At 52.7% G+C, this 19,027-nt stretch carries 16 protein-coding genes; 10 read left to right on the forward strand and 6 right to left on the reverse strand.

What is annotated here, in order from left to right; translation table 11 throughout:
- Positions 1-41: 41 nt before the first annotated feature.
- The 3 genes from NYE48_RS01410 to NYE48_RS01420 form a co-directional block, all read right to left on the reverse strand.
- Complete coding sequence (locus NYE48_RS01410) at positions 42-1,367, reverse strand: ABC transporter substrate-binding protein (RefSeq protein ID WP_340996420.1); 1,326 nt, start codon at positions 1,365-1,367, stop codon at positions 42-44.
- Positions 1,368-1,713: 346 nt separating this feature from the next.
- A complete protein-coding gene (udk, locus tag NYE48_RS01415; RefSeq protein WP_212949391.1) occupies positions 1,714-2,349 on the reverse strand; it encodes a uridine kinase in 636 nt (211 codons plus the stop codon).
- A gap of 65 nt (positions 2,350-2,414) precedes the next feature.
- Positions 2,415-3,302 carry a LysR family transcriptional regulator gene (locus NYE48_RS01420; RefSeq protein ID WP_340996422.1) on the reverse strand — a complete coding sequence of 296 codons (888 nt, stop codon included), beginning with the start codon at positions 3,300-3,302 and terminating at the stop codon, positions 2,415-2,417.
- A gap of 161 nt (positions 3,303-3,463) precedes the next feature.
- Between NYE48_RS01420 and NYE48_RS01425 the strand changes: the two genes are divergently transcribed.
- Together NYE48_RS01425 and NYE48_RS01430 are read left to right on the forward strand one after the other, a co-directional pair.
- The gene (locus tag NYE48_RS01425; RefSeq protein WP_340996424.1) at positions 3,464-4,393 is read left to right on the forward strand and encodes a DMT family transporter; all 930 of its coding nucleotides are present in this window, start codon (positions 3,464-3,466) and stop codon (positions 4,391-4,393) included.
- Between the two features lie 103 nt (positions 4,394-4,496).
- Positions 4,497-4,835, forward strand: coding sequence for a DsrE family protein (locus NYE48_RS01430; RefSeq protein WP_340996425.1), 339 nt, complete (start codon positions 4,497-4,499; stop codon positions 4,833-4,835).
- Positions 4,836-4,967: 132 nt separating this feature from the next.
- On the opposite strand, the gene NYE48_RS01435 is transcribed toward NYE48_RS01430, so the two are convergent.
- Positions 4,968-5,285, reverse strand: coding sequence for a winged helix-turn-helix transcriptional regulator (locus NYE48_RS01435; RefSeq protein WP_340996426.1), 318 nt, complete (start codon positions 5,283-5,285; stop codon positions 4,968-4,970).
- A gap of 338 nt (positions 5,286-5,623) precedes the next feature.
- Here NYE48_RS01435 and zwf point away from each other — a divergent pair, with 338 nt between their 5' ends.
- From zwf to fsa, 3 genes are all read left to right on the forward strand, one after another.
- Positions 5,624-7,126, forward strand: coding sequence for a glucose-6-phosphate dehydrogenase (zwf, locus tag NYE48_RS01440; protein WP_340996428.1), 1,503 nt, complete (start codon positions 5,624-5,626; stop codon positions 7,124-7,126).
- Positions 7,127-7,267: 141 nt separating this feature from the next.
- Positions 7,268-8,161: a phosphogluconate dehydrogenase (NAD(+)-dependent, decarboxylating) gene (gene gnd / locus NYE48_RS01445; protein ID WP_212949401.1), complete on the forward strand. Its 894-nt coding sequence runs from the start codon at positions 7,268-7,270 to the stop codon at positions 8,159-8,161.
- 42 nt (positions 8,162-8,203) lie between these two features.
- Complete coding sequence (gene fsa, locus NYE48_RS01450) at positions 8,204-8,869, forward strand: fructose-6-phosphate aldolase (protein WP_212949403.1); 666 nt, start codon at positions 8,204-8,206, stop codon at positions 8,867-8,869.
- Positions 8,870-9,054: 185 nt separating this feature from the next.
- Here the strand turns inward: fsa and NYE48_RS01455 are convergent, their stop codons facing one another.
- Positions 9,055-9,624, reverse strand: coding sequence for a hypothetical protein (locus tag NYE48_RS01455; protein WP_340996430.1), 570 nt, complete (start codon positions 9,622-9,624; stop codon positions 9,055-9,057).
- Positions 9,625-9,806: 182 nt separating this feature from the next.
- On the opposite strand from NYE48_RS01455, the gene NYE48_RS01460 reads away from it, so the two are divergent.
- From NYE48_RS01460 to NYE48_RS01475, 4 genes are all read left to right on the forward strand, one after another.
- Positions 9,807-10,397: a TetR/AcrR family transcriptional regulator gene (locus NYE48_RS01460; protein WP_340996432.1), complete on the forward strand. Its 591-nt coding sequence runs from the start codon at positions 9,807-9,809 to the stop codon at positions 10,395-10,397.
- Between the two features lie 256 nt (positions 10,398-10,653).
- The gene (locus NYE48_RS01465; RefSeq protein WP_340996434.1) at positions 10,654-12,948 is read left to right on the forward strand and encodes an ABC transporter ATP-binding protein; all 2,295 of its coding nucleotides are present in this window, start codon (positions 10,654-10,656) and stop codon (positions 12,946-12,948) included.
- On the forward strand, positions 12,945-13,496 hold the full coding sequence (locus NYE48_RS01470; RefSeq protein ID WP_340996436.1) for a DUF1854 domain-containing protein: 552 nt from the start codon (positions 12,945-12,947) through the stop codon (positions 13,494-13,496). Before NYE48_RS01465 ends, NYE48_RS01470 begins: the two co-directional genes overlap by 4 nt.
- 46 nt (positions 13,497-13,542) lie before the next feature.
- Positions 13,543-15,765 (forward strand): ABC transporter ATP-binding protein, encoded by a 2,223-nt coding sequence (locus tag NYE48_RS01475; RefSeq protein ID WP_340996438.1) that lies wholly within the window; start codon positions 13,543-13,545, stop codon positions 15,763-15,765.
- A 386-nt stretch (positions 15,766-16,151) separates the two neighbouring features.
- On the opposite strand, the gene NYE48_RS01480 is transcribed toward NYE48_RS01475, so the two are convergent.
- Positions 16,152-16,553, reverse strand: coding sequence for a hypothetical protein (locus NYE48_RS01480; protein WP_160039504.1), 402 nt, complete (start codon positions 16,551-16,553; stop codon positions 16,152-16,154).
- Between the two features lie 634 nt (positions 16,554-17,187).
- On the opposite strand from NYE48_RS01480, the gene NYE48_RS01485 reads away from it, so the two are divergent.
- On the forward strand, positions 17,188-18,858 hold the full coding sequence (locus NYE48_RS01485) for a glycoside hydrolase domain-containing protein (protein WP_340996442.1): 1,671 nt from the start codon (positions 17,188-17,190) through the stop codon (positions 18,856-18,858).
- Positions 18,859-19,027 lie beyond the last annotated feature (169 nt).

The raw sequence follows: 19,027 nt of genomic DNA on the forward strand, positions 1-19,027 counted from the left end.
AACCGTTATTTAAAGCGGGCAGGGTTGATATTGGCGAATGCTTATTTGCCGAGGTCCTTTTTGGCTTTGACCCAGGCTTTGTTCCATTTGTCGAGCACGCTTTGCGGATCTTTGGCAAGCACGAATTCCTGGGCGAGGGCCGGCAAATCGAGTTGGGCTTTGTTGGAAATGTTGGCGACGTCCATGTTGTCCGGAGTGCCTTCCTGAAGCTCGACGCCGGTGGCCTTGAATTCTTTCAATTGGGCCAGCGTGGATTCCTTATCCTTCAGCGGCGGAATGAATCCGGCGAAATCCGCGTATCCGGAGTCTTCCAGCATCCATTTTACGAAGGCTTTGGCCGCTTCCGGGGACTTGCTGTTTTTCGAGACCGCGTAGAAGAAATCCGGGCTCAGGGCCGCTCTCACCGTTCCGGAATTATCGTAAGGGAGAGGGAAAAATCCGACGTTGTCGGCCGTCGTTCCGGCTCCGATCACCTGGTTGATGACCCAGTTTCCGAGGAAATACATGGCGAACTTGCCTGAAGCGACGTCCTTTTTGGACTGCTCCCAGTTGGTGGAGTTGATGTCTTTTTCGAGATATCCTTTTTCATTCAGCTCGCGGATCAGGCTGAGCGCCTTGCCGTAACCGTTATCCATCGTAAACGGCGTATCGGTGTTCAGCTTGGCGTTCGGGAAATCCGGATTGTTTTCGATGACCCGGGGCAGGTCGTAGACCCAGTTGTTAAGCGGCCATTTGTCTTTGAAGTTCGAAGCGAGCGGCACGATGCCTTTTTGCTTCAGCTTCTCGCAAGCGGCAAGGAATTCGTCCCAGGTTTTTGGGATTTCGGTGATTCCCGCATCGGCAAAAGCTTTTTTGTTGTATACGATGCCCGAAGTGGAGTTGCCGCTGGAGAGGCCGTACACCTTTCCGTCGAAGGCTTTGAAGTCTTTGAACGTCATGTTGTCGTTCAAGCCCAAATCGTCGAGCGGCAAAAAGTATTTCGGAAGATCGGAATTCGGAATGGTAGGGATAAACATCACGTCGGGCAGTTCGTCGCCGGCCATGCGGACTTTCGCCTGCTGGTTGTAGTCCGTCTGGGAAGCTTCGAATTCGACTTTGATGTTCGGATATTTTTCGTTGAAGCGTTTCAAGTATTCGTCATACTCTTTGCCGATCATGTCGGTACGGTTGGTCAGAAACGTTATCTTTCCGCTGATATCGGTTCCGTCCCCGGTTTTCGCTTCGCCTCCGGTTTGGTTTCCCTCTGTCGGGGTGGAGGATCCGTTGCCGGTTTCGGAGGTTTTGCCATCGCCGCTGGAACCGCAGGCGGATAGGATCGTAGATAGGATAATAACAAAAGCTAACAAATAATATGATCTTTTTTTCATCCTTGTTCTCCCCATTTCTTTGTTTGATAGCGTTTACAGGCTTATTTTAACGTTTGTTCGCTGGATTTGAAATGTACTGGTTTGTTATTTATTGTCTATTTTTGTGCAAATTGAAATCGTTGACAAGCAACATAAACTAACAAAATAATAACAGAGTACGATAAAAAGCGGATCATAACCATAAAGAGGATCATTCAACCATGATATGTTGTGCTGGACTAGCCTGACAAGGGGGAGCGCCGGCGCCGTCCGCAAGCCGCAAACGGCAAACAGCCCCCGGCACGCCTGAAGCGCACGGGGGCTGTCGTAAGTTCGCCGGTTCGGGGGATCTTGTTGAAGTATGTTCTTAATAATCGGACCAGTCCCGGTCGCCCGACAGGAATTTTTCCGTCAGGATCGACAGGAGTTGGATTCCGACCTCGTTTTGCCCGCCTTCGGGGATGATCAGGTCGGCGTATTTTTTGGAAGGTTCGATAAAGGCTTCGTGCATCGGCTTCACCGTCGTCAAATACTGCTGGTGCACCGACTGGATGGAGCGGCCGCGCTCCTCGATGTCGCGCACGACGCGGCGCAAAATGCGGACGTCCGGATCGGTGTCGACGAACACCTTGATGTCCAGCATTTCTCGAAGCTTTTCGTCGGACAATACATGAAGGCCTTCGATGATGACGATGTTGTTCGGCTTAAGCTCAACCGTTTCCGTCTCCGAACGGGCATGGACGGTAAAGTCGTATACCGGAGCATACGCCGGTTGGCCGTCGCGGAGAAGGGCAAGATGCTCTATCAAAAGCTCGTTGTCGAAAGCGAACGGATGGTCATAGTTGATATGCGCCCGTTCCTCGAGCGTGAGATGCTTGTGGTCTTTATAATAATTATCCTGGGATATGAACGTCACTTTGCCCGTACCTAGACGGTCGATGACGGAGCGGGCTACCGTCGTTTTGCCGGACCCTGTTCCGCCGGCGATACCTATAATGAGCATGGCTTGAATATAAACCTCCCTGATCGATTTGCCGTCCAGTATTGTAGCATAGCCCGGCCCTTTTTTCACCCCGAAATCGCATTTGCGGCGCCTTGGACCGAAAATCGCGACATCAATTCGACGAATGCATTAAACGCGCTGGTGCGGAACAAATCGCGCCGGAACACGAAGCTGACCACGGAGCGCCGGTATTTTTCCGGAATGGGGAGGACGCTGATTTTGCCTGCCTCTTCCCAGGTTTTAACGGAGGAACGGGTGACCAGCGATACGCCCAGACCGGCCGACACGCCACCCAAAATTGCCTCCAGCGTCCCGAACTCCATGCTGTTCAGCGACTGCTGATGCTCTTCCTGCAGCCATCGTTCCAATGTTTTGCGGTGATAACAGCCTTTACCGAAAAACAGCTGCGGTTTGGCAAGCGCCGATTGCAGCGATGTTTCGCCGGGTTCCGCGATCAGGACCATCTCTTCCTCGAACGCATACAGCTCCTCCAGATCGGGATGATGTTGCGGCCCGTTGACGAAAGCGGCGTCAAGCTCATACTCCAGCACGCTTTTGACCAGGTCCGAGGTATGCCCGGTGGACAGCGATAACTGGACGTCGGGGTAACTCCGGTGATACTCCAGCATCATCACGGGAAGCTGGACCGCGGCGGTCGTTTCAAGCGATCCGATGCGCAGCGTGCCGCTCGGCGTCTCCGAGTTCCGGGTGGACTTGACCGCCTCATCCAGCAAATACACGATTTTGTCGGCATATTTCAGCAAATTTTCGCCGGCCGGCGTGAGCGATACGCCGCGGCTTTGCCGGTGCAGCAGCGAGGTGTTCAGCTCCGCCTCGAGATGCCTGATGCGGGCCGTGACGTTGGACTGCACGTATCCGAGCCGGGCCGCCGCTTTCGTGATGCTGCCTTCCCTTGCTACGGCTTGGAATATTTTCAAATCGGCGCTTTCCATGCGTTAGCCACCTTCCTTCCACAGTGTCAACATTCAAAGCAGGGTTGTTTATCTTATCATCATTTCCAGTGATGAAATGCATCGGTTTTAATCATTTTACATGATAACATGCCCTGAAATACACTGTACATAATCCTTAAAGAAAAGAAGGTGGCGTACGAATGCGAAACTTGCGCATCATGCTGTTGACCGTGTTTGCGATGCTGGTTTCCGGCCTCAATTTTCCCGTCGGCAAAATGGCTTTGGCTTTCGGTTCCCCGTTCGTGCTGCTGGCGATCCGGTTCATTGCCGCGGGCCTGCTGATGCTGCCGTTTATTGCGAAGCGCCCGCATCCCCGGCGGGCGGCCGACTGGCTTAAAATTGCCGTCATCGGCCTTCTGCAGTCCGCGCTGGTGATGGCGGGCATCTATTTGAGCATGAAGACGATCTCTTCGGGAAGCTCCTCGATTTTATCTTCCACGAATCCGATCTGGTTTATTATTTTCAGCTTCTTGTTGTACCGTGTTCGTTACCGGGCCGTGCAATGGGCGGGCGTGCTCATCGGTTTCGCCGGCGTTGCCGTCGCGCAGGGTTTTACCGTGCAGCTGGAAAGCGGCTTCTGGTATGCGATCGGGGCGGGCATGGCTTGGGGGCTGGCAACGCTCCTTACTTCCCGCTGGGGCAAGGCATACGACACGTGGGTGATGGCCGCGTATCAAATGCTGATCGGGGGAGTGCTTTTGCTGGCTGTCGGTCCGTTATTGGAGCAGCCGCATTTTACCTGGGATCCGGATCATCTCGGCAAAGAGCTGTTCGTTCTTGGGTGGATGATTCTGATGAGCTCCATCGCCCAATTCGTGGCCTGGTATGATGTCCTGATGAACAGCGACCCGGGGAAAGCGAACGTGTATCTGTTCCTGATTCCGCTGTTTGGCTTATGTACCGGATGGCTCTTGCTCGGCGAACCCCTTCATGCGTACGTGCTGGCCGGAGCCGTTTGCACGGGGATCGGCATTTTTCTCGTCAACAAGCCAAGGCCCGCAAAAGCGGTTCAAGCTGCGGTAGAAGGCAGCGGAGCGGGGGCGGAAAAGCGGCAATGCCCTGCCGGGTAAAACCGCCTTTTCCGTGCCGTTCCCATGGAAGTTGCTCTTTTCATGCCCGTAGGCTATCGTTGGAATAGGAAATGATTTCAAGTACCGAAGGGATGGACTTTGGATGAAAAATAAAGTGATTTTTCTGACGACCGACAGCCTGGGCAACGGGGAACGCGAGCTGGGATCGCAAATTTTGGAGACATTCTTCACGCTTCTGAAGCAGCGGGAGCAGCTGCCTGCGGCCGTTTTTTGCGCCAACCGGGGCGTGCTGGCCTTAACCGAGCGATCGCTGGCCTCCGTTCATTTGAAGGAGCTTGCGGATCGGGGGGTTCCGGTGCTGGCCTGCGCCACCTGCGTCGACTATTACGGCGTGCGTGAACAGCTTATGGCCGGGGAGATTTCCAGCATGGGGCATTTTATGGAACTGGCGGAAGCCTACGAAGTGATGACCCTGGCTTAAGCAAACGAAAAGCTCTGTGCCGGCGTTGGCGCAGAGCTTTTTTTCACCGCGTAGGTTCGGTTTATATCGTTAATTTGCGCTTGTTCGATGTTGTAACCGCTGTCAAATCCGCTGCAAGAAACATGCCGATCGCTACAACCACTTTTCGGCCCATTTCTCTACCGCCTGCAGCGCCCTCCCCAGTTCGGTTCCTTTTCTCGTCAAGGAATACTCAATCCGCACGGGCCGGTCCGAAATGACGTTGCGAATGACGATCCCGTTATCCTCCAGTTCCTTGATCCGTTCGTTAAGCATGCGTTTGCTGAGGTCCGGAATATAGGCGTGAATTTCGCTGAAACGCTTGGGCTCTTCCATTAACGTATGAACAATAAGATTAACCCACTTTTTCCCCGTGATTTGGTGCGCCATTTCGATTTTTTGGCATAAAGTTTCGTATTTTTCATCGCTCATCCTCCGCTCACTCCTTCGCCCCATAGATCCAACCATGGTTACTAAATATTATCAGGTTACACATTTTGCAGGGATATGACAAACATCACAGCGTGCTGCAAATACGATGGCGACTTGACAATTAACACAATGATATCACGGAAAGCGCTATCATTAAAGGGGTAAGGGTGCCGTTCATAATTTCGACAAAAAAAGTTTGACAGTTCGACAAAATAGGTTTAATATGGGCGATGTTAAAGTAAACGGGTTATTAAAAGTAACCATACTGTACTATGCACGGAGAAAAAAGAGAGAGCTGCTGGTAGCAAAGTATTTGGGTGGAATGGAGGAATCGAATAATGGACAATATGACATTTGTCTTGTTTGGCGGGACGGGAGATTTAGCGAAGCGTAAAATCTATCCGGCCTTATTTAATTTGTATATAGATAAAAAAATGCCAGAATCGTTTTCGATCATCGCGTTGGGCAGAAAAGAGACGACCCATGCCGAGTTTCAACAAGTCGTGGCGAAATCGCTGGAGACTTTTTCGAGAAGAGCGGCAAGCGACGAGGCGCAGTTGAAGGCTTTTCTTGAAACCGTCCGTTATGCGGCGCTGGATGCCGGCAACCTGGAGGATTTCAACAAGCTGCGTACCCTCGTGGAACAACGCGAACAAGAATTGAACATTCCGGACAACCGGTTGTTCTATCTGTCGGTAGCGCCCGAGTTTTTCGAAACGATCGCCTTTAACATCAAGGACAGCGGTCTGGGCTCCACCACCGGCTGGAAGCGACTGGTCATCGAAAAACCGTTCGGACGGGATCTGCAATCGGCGCGTCATCTGAACGCGCAGCTCAGCAAAGCTTTCGACGAAAGCGAAATTTACCGCATCGACCACTACCTCGGCAAACCGATGGTCCAAAATCTCGAAATCCTCGAATCTTCGAACCCGATTCTCAAGGCGCTTTGGTCCAATCACCATATCGCCAACGTCCAAATTACGGCCAGCGAAACCGTCGGCGTTGAAGAAAGAGCAGGGTATTACGATCATTCCGGAGCGATCCGCGACATGGTGCAAAACCATATGCTTCAGCTGCTGATGATGATTAGCATGCGCCTTCCGCGCAAAGGAGATGCAAGCGAAGTCCGCATGAAGAAAAGAAACGTCATGGAATCGCTGCGTCCGCTTAATAAGGAAACCATCGCCCAAAACGTCGTTCGCGGCCAGTATGCGGCTGGGGAGATCAACGGCAAACCCGTTCCGGCCTACATCGACGAACCCGGCGTTCCGGCCGGATCGAAAAACGATACCTTCATCGCGCTCCGCTTGTGGATCGACAACTATTTCTGGAGCGAAGTCCCATTCTACATCCGTACGGGCAAACGCATGAAGGAAAAATCTACGCGCATCGTCATTGAATTTAAAGAGCCGCTAAAAGGACAGAATACCAACAATGACCCTAATCTGCTGGTAATCGAAATTAATCCGAACGAAGGCATCTTTATTCAATTGAACAAAAAAGATCCGCTGGACAACGAAAAGCTGGAACCGATGCGGATCAACTTCTACGAATGCGGCAACGATTTGCCGGAAGCTTACGAAAACTTGATCCACGATGCGGTTCGCGGGGATTCCACGTTCTTTGCGCATTGGGACGAGGTGGAGCTGTCCTGGCAGTACGTGCAGCCGATTTTGGACGCGTTCGAACAAGACCTGATTCCTCTGTCTTATTATCCTGCGGGCTCCAACGGACCGGAAGCATCCGATCAGTTGGTTGCGGCGGACGGATTCAAATGGTGGCTGGATAAACCCGTCGAAGGCGAAAAAGCCGAAGAAAAAGAACTGGCGGTTCAGCGCTGATTTTTTAGGAATCATACTGTACAAGATTCAAACAAACAAAACATGGGCTCAAGACCGGTTCCTGAAACGATGCAAGATTAGTCAAAAGGACGGAATCGGTCGAGTCCAATAAATAGAAAATATGGTGTGGAGGGAAAACAAATGAAAGTCGGATTAATCGGATTGGGTAAAATGGGATTGAACTTGGGACAAAACTTGATGGATCACAACCACAGCGTCGTGGCTTACGACCTGAATACGGCTGCGGTCAAAGAATTGGAAAGCAAAGGCGCAAAAGGCACGTCCAGCCTGAAAGAGCTGGTTGAAGCGCTGGAAACGCCAAGAATTTTGTGGATCATGGTTCCGCACTCCGTGGTGGATTCCGTCATCGATGAACTGACTCCGCTGCTGGCTAAAGGCGACATCGTCATCGAAGCGGGCAACTCCCATTACAAAGAATCGATCGCAAGATACAACAAGCTCAAGGAATTCGGCGTGAGCTTCCTTGATGTGGGCACTTCCGGCGGCATGGAAGGCGCACGCAACGGCGCTTGCTACATGATCGGCGGCGACGAAGAAGCTTGGAACCATGTCGAGCCGATCTTCAAAGACACGGCGGTTGAAAATGGATACCTGTATGCAGGCAAAGCCGGCAGCGGCCACTTCCTGAAAATGGTCCACAACGGCGTGGAATACGGCTTTATGGCTGCTATCGGCGAAGGATTCGAAGTGCTTGAGAAGAGCGATTTCGATTTTGACTACGAAAAAGTGGCCCGCGTATGGAACAACGGTTCCGTTATCCGTTCCTGGCTGATGGAATTGACGGAAAAAGCATTTGCCAAAGACGCGAAATTGGATGAAATTAAAGGAATTATGCAATCTTCCGGCGAAGGTAAATGGACGGTGGAAACGGCTCTGGATCTGCAGGCTGCCACTCCGGTCATCGCAATGTCCCTGCTGATGCGCTACCGTTCCCTGGAAAACGACACGTTTACGGGTAAAGTCGTTGCAGCGCTTCGCAACGAATTTGGCGGCCACGCTGTAGTGAAGAACTAATTCCAGATCCTAAACAATAAACATATATGGAGGTTATGCATCATGAAATTTTTTATCGATACTGCCAATCTTGAGGACATCAAAAAAGCTTACAAAATCGGCGTGCTTTCCGGCGTAACGACCAACCCTTCCCTCGTAGCCAAAGAAGGCGTGAAGTTCGAAGACCGCATCGAAGAAATTTTGAAGGCCGTTCCTGAAGTGGAGTCCGTATCCGCCGAAGTAACTCCGGATGCCGAAACCGCAGAAGACATGATCGCGCAAGCCGAAGAGCTCATCAAGATCAACGGCGGAGACAAAAATATCACGATCAAGCTTCCAATGACGCTGGCTGGTCTTGAAGCTTGCCGTTACCTCTCCAAAAAAGGCGTAAAAACGAACGTTACCCTGATCTTCACCGTGAACCAAGCGCTCCTCGCTGCACGCGCAGGCGCAACTTACGTATCCCCGTTCCTGGGCCGCTTGGACGACATTTCCGAAGACGGCGTGCTGCTCGTAACGAAAATCGCCGAGCTGTTCCGCGTCCACAACCTGGATACGCAAATCATCGCGGCATCGGTTCGCCATCCGGACCATGTTACCCGCGTAGCCATGGCCGGCGCTCACATCGCGACCGTTCCGTTCAGCGTCATCGCGCAGCTTGCGAAGCACCCTCTGACGGATCAAGGCATCGAGAAGTTTGCTGCCGACTGGAAAAACGCAACGAAATAAGCTAGCTATATTATAAGTAAGGATTTCGCGAATCCTAAAATAAAAGGCTTCCCTCGAGTCGAATGGCATCGGCTTGAGGGAGGCCTTTTTTTGCGGGCGCAGATCGATTGTCGGCAAGGGAAGGCACGAAAAACACGGCAAGCTTATCCGAAAAGATCCGCATGAATACGAGTTCGGCGTGCTGTTCAGGCTTTTTCCCCCGTGTCGCGGCTGGCATGCCCATAATGGTCGACCGCAAATCCGTATAACACTTTCAGCATAAACAATAAGCTGACGATGAGCATATGGGGCTGCAGATCCGGCAGCATCGGTATCCAGCCGAGTCCGGCAGACAGGAGCAAACCGGCGACGAACCGCTGCGAGGGTTTCCCGATAAGCGCATTGACGACGAGCGCCCCGGCGACGGTATACGCCCAAATCCCGATCGAAACCCCCATATCCGTATCCAAAAGAAGCGCGATGAAAACGATGTGAACATGGATCGCAATGAATACGAGCCGATTCGTTGAGCGTACGGCATAAAAGTTGCTTGTCGAGGCCGTGAAATTGGCGATGCATCCGGAAAACACATCGAAAACGAGCAGCAATGCAAGGGTGACGCGCCATACGGGCAAATGCTCTCCGAGGCCGGGGAACCTAAGGTAGAACGCGGCGGTCAGCAATCCGCCGAACAATAGGACGGTTAGAATCGAAACGAGGCTTTGGCGTTCGCCGAACACGTCATGCAAAAATGAAGGCATCCGAAGTGGTTTCATGCACGAGCACCTCCCATCCATTTTAGGTTTGAAAAAACCGCTTTGAACAATATTTTGTACTATATATAGTGAATAACTACAAAAATATTATAAATTTTCGGATCGGGAATGGCAATAAATGTTGTACTGGTTTCATTGTATTGCTCCAAAACATCCGCTACACTACAAATGAGGTGCAAAACATGAACGGATTCGAACGACGGAAACGGAACAAAATGGAGCAGATCTACAGCTCTTCTTTTGAATTGTTCTCCAAATACGGTTTTCAGAAGGTAAGCGTGAACGAAATCGCCGAACATGCGAAGGTTTCCCCCGCGACCATTTACAACTACTTTGGAACCAAAGAGCAGCTGTATGCCGACATGTTTAAGGATTGGCTGGACAAACAGCTGGAGCAATACGAGGACATTTTGGCCTCGGGGCGTGCCTTTGCAGAGAAGGCCAAAGAGATCATGCTACTGGAGGCGAAAAATTTAAAAATTTTAACGGATCAGTTTCAGAAAGCGTCGTTTTTTGAGGCGAGCGGATTGATGCGGATGCTGGAGGGCTACAGCGAGCAGAAAATGATGCAATTTTTCATGAAGTTTGTCGCCATGGGAAAAGACGAGGGATATATTCGAAAAGACTACACGGACGAGACGGTCATGTTGTACTTTACCATGTACAAAAACGAGCTCGGACGGCATTGGGAGGCTTCGAAACAGGAAAGCATCGCGAGGAATATGGACCGGTTGATGGAGTTGTTTTTTTATGGGTTGGTCGGAGAAAAATAGGGCATGGCGGAGCGGGAACTTGCAGCCGCTGGCTTATGCGCTCGCAGACCAATCGGATAGCGGAATAAAGGCAGCGGCAGTCTGAGGCTTCATTTTCGCCCAAGGCTTTCCGCTGCTTTTTTTCGGACGAAAACCGGCTGTAAAGATAATTTGCGTTTAAAGCAAATTTTCCCTTTATTGGAATCGGTAAAGAGTGTATTATAATTCGTACCTAAAACAAATGAAATCCACATTAATCCAAAAAGTCGGAGGGCAAATGGATAAGCTTCCAGAAGAAATCGGAAAGGTTCTTCAGCGGCATGGCGCCGATCCGGAAGGCGTTTTGTGCTGGATGCTGTGCGACCGGACGCTGGACGGAGAATTCTCGGATACGTACGTGCTGCTTACCCGCGGGCATGTATGGATCCTGGCCAGCTTGGAGGAGCCTTTGCAGGAGAAGACGTACGGCGGTTATGCCGCGGGTACGCGCGCGAAACAGCCTCCCGCCCCGCGGGAGCGGAGGTGGGCGTTCGAGCGGTTGCCGATCGGGGAAATCGAGTCCCTGACCATCGTCAACCTGGTCGCGTCCGGCATGGTGGTGTTGAAGGCGCCGGAGGAACGGGCGATCGCCGCCTTTACGAACGGCCACATGAGGGCGGCAGCGCGGCTGGCGGGGATGTTTGCCAAGGTGAAGAAAAACGAGGAACCGGAGGAACAGGAGACGGAGGACGGCGACGAGCGCGCCGCGTGCCCGAAATGCGGCATGATCTACCCCGAGGAAGGGCGCAAGGTTTGCCCCAAATGCATGAAAAAACATGCGGTATTCGGGAGGCTGCTGTCATTTGCGGGCAGGTACAAGGCTTCGATGTTTTGGATCGTGCTTTTGATGCTGCTCGGTTCCGGAACGGGGCTCGTCATCCCTTATTTGCAGGGGACGCTGCTGTTCGACCAGGCGCTCGGCGGAGAAGGGGCTTTTGCGGGCAAAATCGGGCTCGTCATCTTGCTGATCATCGTGTTTCGGACCTTGTCGCTGCTGTTCGGGGTGCTCTACGGGGTGATTAACGCGAAGATGGCCGCAAACATCGCCTTTGATTTGAAATCGAGCGTGTTTCAGGCGATGCAGCGGCTTTCCTTGAGCTTTTTCGAGAAAAAGCAGACGGGGCAGCTCATGACGCGGGTCAATAATGACGCAACCGAGCTGCAGTATTTTTTCGTGGACGGTATTTCTTATTTCGTCGTAAACGCGATGAACATCGTCGGGATCGTCACGGTGCTGCTCATCATGGATTGGAAGCTGACGGTGCTGTGCCTGCTGCCGCTTCCGCTCGTGTTTTGGCTTGTTCGGAAAGCGTTTCCCAAGCTGTGGCGCCTGTCCATCCGCAGGCATAAACGGGTCGCGGCGATGAATGCCATCATCAGCGATACGATCCGCGGGACGCGGGTCGTCAAGGCTTTCGGGAAGGAGCAGACGGAGAATGCCCGTTTTGGCCGGGCCAGCGGCGCCTTTTCCGAGGCGGAACAGTCGTTCAACAAAATGGGCGTCACGTTGTTTCCGGTATTAAACATATTAACGCAGGTCGGCGGCATCGTGATTTGGGCTTTTGGCGGCTGGAGGGTGATGCAGGGCGACTTTACGTTCGGGAAAGTGATGACCTTTATTAACTACATGCTGCTACTGTACGGTCCGATCCAGTTCATGAACAACATCGTCAACTGGTGGTCGTATTGCATGTCCGCCGCCCAGCGGATTTTCGAGATTCACGACGCGGTGCCGGACGTTGCGGAAAAGCCGGATGCCGTCCAGCTTTCGGACATGAAGGGCGAAATCGAGATCAAAAACGTCACCTTCGGTTACGAGCCGAACAAGGCTATTTTGAAGGGAGTATCCCTGCATGCGCGTCCCGGCCAGATGATCGGGGTCGTCGGACACTCGGGGGCGGGCAAATCGACGCTCGTCAACCTCATCCCAAGGCTTTACGACGTTAATGAAGGAGAGATCCGGATCGACGGCATCCGCATCAAGGATCTGTCCATGGCTTCGCTGCGCAAGCATATCGGCATCGTATCCCAGGACGTGTACGTCATGTCGGGCAGCATCGCCGAAAACATCGCCTACGCCGACCCGGACTGCACGCTGGAGGACTTGGTCCATGCCGCCAAGATCGCCGGAGCGCATGACTTCATCGAAAAGCTGCCGGAAGGCTACGACACGATCGTCGGCACGGGCGGGCATAACCTGTCAGGGGGCGAAAAGCAGCGGCTCAGCATCGCGCGGGCGATTTTGCATAATCCGAAAATTTTGATATTGGACGAAGCGACCGCTTCCCTCGATACGAAAACGGAGCTGCAAATCCAGGAGGCGCTGGACACCCTCATTCGGGGCCGTACGACGATTGCGATCGCGCACCGCCTCTCGACGCTGCGAAACGCCGACTACTTGGTCGTGCTTGAGCATGGAACCATCGTGGAGGAAGGAACCCACGAGCAGTTAATGAAAAAAGAAGGGGCGTATTACGGCTTGGTGCAAAAACATGACGAAGCGCTGAAAATGAAAGAGGTGATCACGGCATGACCCAAAACGAAACGGGAGCGGCACGAAGCCCGGGGAAAAGCAGCGCCGGCTTGGCGGACGCGGCCCAAATCCGTTATCTGTCGCCGGCGGATGCAACGTTCACCCGGACGGAAGGGCGGATGTTAAACGTGACCGTCGGGGGTCAGGCGCATGCGGGCGTGTATATCCATTGCTCCTTTCCCCATACGAACAAACGGATCTATTTATCGGTCCGGACCGCGGAAAACGAAGAAATCGGCATGATCCGCTCGCTGGATGAGTTCCCGAAGGAAACGCAGGAGCTGCTGGAGGAGCAGGTGCAGCTGCGGTATTTTGCCCCGGAAATCACGAAGGTGCTCTCAGTGAAGGAGGAATTCGGCTATTCCTATTGGGAAGCGGAAACCTCGTCGGGGCTGTGCCGGTTTACGGTCCGGAGCGGCGGCGGAAACGTCAAGCTGATGACGCCGAACCGCCTGCTCGTCGTCGACGTGGACGGCAACCGGTTCATCATTCCCGAACTGGACCGTTTGAGCGATAAGGAATACCGGATGATCGAAGTATGCATGTAGGCTTTGAAAGGCCTGCAAGCAACCGAGTGCGAGGACGGAGGTATCCATGAACCTTAATTTTACGCTGCCCGAGGAGCAGCTGTTCGCCGCGAGGCAGGCCGTCGGGGAGACCATCCTATATTGCGTCCCGGCCGATCTGACGTATGGCGGAAGGCGGACGGAAAACTATTTTGTCGTCGGCGAACACCGCTGGGCGCTGCTGGAGGACGGGGTTGTCATCGAAAGCCGGGCGATAGCGGACGCCGAAGAATACAAGGTGGTCCCGCTGATCGGCAGCGCCGTATTGGAAGGGGACGAAGCCGGGACCAAGTTCATCCTGACCCGGCTGTCGATGAAACATGCGGCCCGATACGGATATATCGCGCAAATTTTGAACGACATATCCCGCAAACGCAAGGTCCGGATATACAACGATGAGGATGAGCCGATCTGCGCGACCTGCGGCGGGCCGCTCGTTCCCGGAACGAGGGTATGCCCGAAATGCATGAACAAAGCCGCCGCCCTCAAGCGGCTGCTGTCGGTTTCGCTGGCCCACTCCAAAACGTTTGCGGTCGGGCTGGCGGTCATTATCGCCGCTTCGGCGATATCGATGGCCGGACCCTATTTTCAAAAGCTGCTGGTCAATTCTGCGCTGCAGCCGCCGGCGGGTCAGTCGCCCAGCGTTCTGATGTTCCTTCTGGGCATTGCGGGCCTTTTGCTCGTGCTGGTCGGCGGCGAAGGGCTCGGCATCATCAAAGGCCGGATTATGGCGCGGGTCAGCTCGGAAATCGCCGCGGATCTGCGCAAGGTGGTGTATGAGCGGATTCAAAGCCTGTCGCTCGGTTTTTTGACGTCGCAGCGGGCCGGAGATATCATGAACCGGATTACGTCGGATACGGAGCGGATCCGCAATCTCGTGCAGGAGCTCGCCACCACGGCGATCTTTCAGCTGATCATCCTCGTCTCCGCGAGCGTGCTGCTGTTTTCCGCCGATTGGCGGCTTGCCTTCGTGGTGCTGCTTCCGGCTCCGCTGGTCGCCTATTTGCAGCGTTACATATGGAAAGGCGTGCTGTGGAAGCTGTTCCGCAAGCAATGGCGGGTCTATGACAAGGCCAATTCCTTCCTGCATGACGTGCTGAGCGGCATCCGCGTGGTGAAGGCTTTCGGCAAGGAGGAGCGGGAGGTCAAACGTTTCCGGCAGTATAACGGCGAGTTTGCTGCGGCAACGATCCAGACCGAAAAGGTATTCAGCATTTTGGCGCCGATTTCGAACTATTTGATCCAGATGGGGCAGTATCTCGTGCTCCTGATCGGCTGCGGAATGATTTTGAATAAGGACATGACCTTGGGCGAGCTCGTGCAGTTCAGCGGTTATGCCGCCATGATCTACGGGCCGATCACCTGGCTGATGTTCATGCCGAGATGGGTGTCGAACGCGATCATTTCGATTGACCGGATTTTTTCGGTGATCGACGAGCAGCCGGAGGTGATCGATTCGGAGAGCTCCGTCAAACATTCGATCCGGGGGACGATTACGTTCCGCGGCGTTTATTTCGGGTACAAATCGTATGAGCCGGTATTGAAGGACGTGAACTTCGAGGTGAAACCCGGGGAAATGATCGGCCTTGTCGGGCATTCGGGTTCGGGCAAATCGACGCTGATCAACCTGGTTTCCCGTTTTTACGACGTAAACGAAGGGGAGATTCTGATCGACGGCGTGAACATCCGCCGGATCGAGCAGGCCCACCTGCGTTCGCAAATCGGCGTCGTCCTGCAGGAGACGTTCTTGTTCGGCGGCACCATTCTGGACAATATCCGTTATTCCAAGCCGGACGCCACGTACGAAGAGGTGCTGGAGGCGGCGAAAATCGCCAATGCGCATGATTTTATCCTTCGTTTGCCGGATGGATACGACACGCGGCTGGAGGAAAACGGCAGCAACCTCTCCGGCGGCGAACGGCAGCGGCTGGCGATTGCCCGGGCGGTGCTGAACGATCCGCGGATTCTCATTTTGGACGAAGCGACCGCTTCGCTCGACATCGACACGGAGACGGCGATCCAGGAAGCCTTGCAGCGCGTCACCCGCAACCGCACGACGCTGGCGATCGCGCACCGGCTGTCGACCTTGCGCCACGCCGACAGGCTCATCGTGCTCGACAAAGGCAAAATCGCCGAAATCGGCACCCATGCCGAGCTTATGGAGCGGAAAGGAATTTATTATAACCTCATTACCGCGCAGCGCAATATGGCGAAGGCGAAAACGGAGGCGGCCGTAGAGTCGGTGGTGTAGATGCGATGACCTTTTGGCTCAACGGCATAATTAGTGCACAAGAAATGGGAGCTAAGGCTTTTAAGCCGATTCCATGGTTACTACGCTTGACTTAGGTGAGAGCAGAAATAGGGGGTGTCCCAAAAGTCTAAAGAGACTTGGAACACCCCCATGTTTTTATAGGATAGCCCATTTTAAAATTCAATCAGAGCAAACGTGTAAGGTCAGCTCTTCTTCTCTTGATTCTCTTTGTGCTCTTTATTCTTTTTATCCCGCTCCATTGCCTCAGCTACGTAATCACGTGGTGGGCGCGGGGGGATCTTATTGTTAATATTAATAAGCAGTATTATGGCAATGATCAATAAAAATATGATTAGAATTAGCAATAATCATTCATCTCCCTGGTGTCAATATTGCCAAGAAATCCCGGTCTGTATTGCTGGGTCTTGTTTGACGTTTGCAGTGATTGAAAAACTTCCAGTTCCCTTTGCATCTACACCAAGAGAACCAGAATATTTTGTTTCAGTGTGAATGTAGTGTCCTGATAAATCACCATAAGTAAATGTGCTATTATTTCTTATAGCTCTATATAATACCGAACCTCTATGATTTTCTTCTTTGTATTGCTTGCCGGTGGAGTTTACCATTCCAGTATCTTCTCTAAGCTGAAGCTCAAAACCGATTCCGCCTGTTTTATCGTTTGCACTCCAAAGAGAACTGGATGTAACACGTTCAAAATTCCAAGGACCTACACCTTGAATAGGATTTCTTGAGTAATCCAACTTTTTCAAGAGATCTTGATTACTCACTGTTTGGTTATTCCCATCTTCAGCGACTGCCACTGCGGAACCAGTAAAGCAAAGAAGTAACGCGATAAGGAATGAACGGACTCTTTTCTAATTTTATTCCTCCCTATTTTGGATTATTATTACATCAAAATGTATAACAACTAAAAAGGGAAAAAGTTTGTTTTTTAGGAAACCGTCGAGGTTTAGCTTGGAAGTACAAAAAATCAGCTACTTTAGATATTATGCAAATTCAATCTGTCCGATCCGATCAAGTGTGAGGGGGTTGTCCCCCCCTTGTTGTTCAGACGCCCATAGATGAAAGTCATTGAAGTCGATCATCAAGCAGCAGGTGCAAGGTATTTCTTCCGAGTGCCTACAGCACAAAATACGAAAGTCAGATCGGGTTACTTTTTGAGGTAGAATAGCGTTCCTTATAGCCTTTGGATTAAGCGAGACCATGGTTCTTTTATCTGGAAAAGGAAGGGGGAGCAGGACAATAACCACGTACAGACAGTCTTTTTCAAATTAGGGCTTGAATGTCTTCTGCCATCAGGTAAACTGGAAGTCAGTAGAGCGCGGATTTTGCATGATTCCCCCAAGAGCCTCCAAGCAGCCTGAATTGCGAAATCCCGGAAAACAAGGGAGGAAGGATTGTATGACGCAAAAGTTTGAAACCCGCATTCTCCATTCTTTAGTGAAAGTGTTTCCCGATGAGGAGCTGCAGGCCGCGGCCGGCAAAGCCAAAGGCTCCGCGCTTCTGAACGAAGTATTTTCGTATCAGGTGGCCTATCGCTCGCCGCATTTGATCCCCGCGGTGAAGGTCAAGGCCGAATCGGAGCTTGGGGATCTGGTCACCCTGCGCAGCGTCGGCTTGGTACCGTCCGAACTGCCTATTTACTCCGACCATGACGACAATGTGCTTCGGTCCACGCCGGGTTTATATCCCGATCCTTTGTTACCGCTTACAGACGGGGAGCTGAGAGCTTATCCCGGGCAATGGCGTTCGGTATGGGTTACGGTCGATCCAAAAGGACAGGCGAAACCGGGACGGTACCCGATCACGGTCCGCTTTGAGACGGCATCCGGGGAGACGCTTGGGGAAGAACGCTTCGAGCTGGAGATTATCGGGGCCGAGCTGCCGAAGCAGCAGCTTTTGCATACGCAGTGGTTCCATGCCGATTGCTTGGCGACCCAATACGGCGTGGAAGCGTTCAGCGAACGGCACTGGGAGCTGCTGGAGAAGTACATACGAACCGCTGCCGATCATGGCATCAACATGCTGTTGACGCCGCTTTTTACCCCGCCGCTTGATACCGAGGTGGGAGGGGAGCGCCCGACGGTGCAGCTGGTGGACGTCGAGATGACGGGCGAAGGCCAATACCGCTTCGGTTTTGACCGGCTGAAACGCTGGGTGGATCTGTGCCAAAAATGCGGCATCGAATACTTCGAATTTTCGCATCTGTTCACGCAATGGGGGGCCAAACATGCGCCGAAAATCATGGCTGTCGTGAACGGTGAGTCGAAACGCATTTTCGGCTGGGAAACCGATGCTTCCGGCGAAGAGTACCATACGTTCCTGAAGCAGCTGCTGCCGCAGCTGAAAGACTGGATCCATGAAAACGGCATTGAAACCCGCAGCTATTTCCATATTTCCGACGAGCCGAGCTTGGAGCATATCGAATATTATGCCAGCGCCAAACAGATGGTCAACGAGCTGCTGTCGGGTTTCCCGGTGATCGATGCGCTGTCGGACTATGATTTTTACGAAAAAGGTTTGGTGCAGACGCCGATCCCGGCCAGCAACCATATCGAACCATTCCTTGAAAATAACGTGACGCCGCTGTGGACATACTATTGCTGTTCGCAGTACAAAAACGTCGCCAACCGGTTTTTCTGCATGCCTTCGGCCCGCAACCGGATTCTCGGATACCAGCTGTACAAATTCGACAACGCCGGATTTTTGCAGTGGGGATATAACTTCTGGTATACGCAATATTCGAAAAAAGTCATCGACCCGTTCCGCGTAACCGATGCCGGCGGAGGCTTCCCTTCGGGCGATGCTTTCCTCGTGTATCCGGGCGAGGATGGGCCGATCGAGTCCATCCGCATGGAGGTCATGCAGGAAGCGCTTCAAGACCTGCGCCTGCTGCGCCAGCTGGAGGAATGGCTGGGCCGCGATGCCGTTCTTGCCGCGCTGGAAGAGGGCCTGGAGGAACCGATGACCTTCAGCAGCTATCCGAAGGACGCCGAATGGATTTTGTCCAAGCGCGAGTGGATGATTGAAAAGGTGAAGGAGCATATCGGCAACCGCGCGGTCATTTCTTAATGCGCAGCATGGGAACTTCCGATTAAAAAACCGCAGCCTGATTCAGGTTTTGGAAAAGAACGCACCGCTTTAAGCCGATTATTGGGGCTTAAGCGGTGCTTCTTCGCGTTTGTTGCGCAGCCTTCAACTCGCGGTAACGTTTTTGGCGGCCGGATTTACCGCATGGGGA

It is taken from the genome of Paenibacillus sp. FSL M7-1455, from assembly GCF_038004655.1.
In the GTDB taxonomy this organism is placed as follows: domain Bacteria; phylum Bacillota; class Bacilli; order Paenibacillales; family Paenibacillaceae; genus Paenibacillus_AQ; species Paenibacillus_AQ cookii.

Bases quoted from the DNA above. Each gene is read 5' to 3' on its own strand.
- NYE48_RS01410 (WP_340996420.1), bottom strand. From the start codon at position 1,367: ATGAAAAAAAGATCATATTATTTGTTAGCTTTTGTTATTATCCTATCT.
- NYE48_RS01465 (WP_340996434.1), top strand. From the start codon at position 10,654: ATGGATAAGCTTCCAGAAGAAATCGGAAAGGTTCTTCAGCGGCATGGC.
- NYE48_RS01425 (WP_340996424.1), top strand. From the start codon at position 3,464: ATGCGAAACTTGCGCATCATGCTGTTGACCGTGTTTGCGATGCTGGTT.
- zwf (WP_340996428.1), top strand. From the start codon at position 5,624: ATGGACAATATGACATTTGTCTTGTTTGGCGGGACGGGAGATTTAGCG.
- fsa (WP_212949403.1), top strand. From the start codon at position 8,204: ATGAAATTTTTTATCGATACTGCCAATCTTGAGGACATCAAAAAAGCT.
- NYE48_RS01435 (WP_340996426.1), bottom strand. From the start codon at position 5,285: ATGAGCGATGAAAAATACGAAACTTTATGCCAAAAAATCGAAATGGCG.
- NYE48_RS01485 (WP_340996442.1), top strand. From the start codon at position 17,188: ATGACGCAAAAGTTTGAAACCCGCATTCTCCATTCTTTAGTGAAAGTG.
- NYE48_RS01430 (WP_340996425.1), top strand. From the start codon at position 4,497: ATGAAAAATAAAGTGATTTTTCTGACGACCGACAGCCTGGGCAACGGG.
- NYE48_RS01460 (WP_340996432.1), top strand. From the start codon at position 9,807: ATGAACGGATTCGAACGACGGAAACGGAACAAAATGGAGCAGATCTAC.
- udk (WP_212949391.1), bottom strand. From the start codon at position 2,349: ATGCTCATTATAGGTATCGCCGGCGGAACAGGGTCCGGCAAAACGACG.
- NYE48_RS01470 (WP_340996436.1), top strand. From the start codon at position 12,945: ATGACCCAAAACGAAACGGGAGCGGCACGAAGCCCGGGGAAAAGCAGC.
- NYE48_RS01420 (WP_340996422.1), bottom strand. From the start codon at position 3,302: ATGGAAAGCGCCGATTTGAAAATATTCCAAGCCGTAGCAAGGGAAGGC.
- NYE48_RS01475 (WP_340996438.1), top strand. From the start codon at position 13,543: ATGAACCTTAATTTTACGCTGCCCGAGGAGCAGCTGTTCGCCGCGAGG.
- gnd (WP_212949401.1), top strand. From the start codon at position 7,268: ATGAAAGTCGGATTAATCGGATTGGGTAAAATGGGATTGAACTTGGGA.
- NYE48_RS01455 (WP_340996430.1), bottom strand. From the start codon at position 9,624: ATGAAACCACTTCGGATGCCTTCATTTTTGCATGACGTGTTCGGCGAA.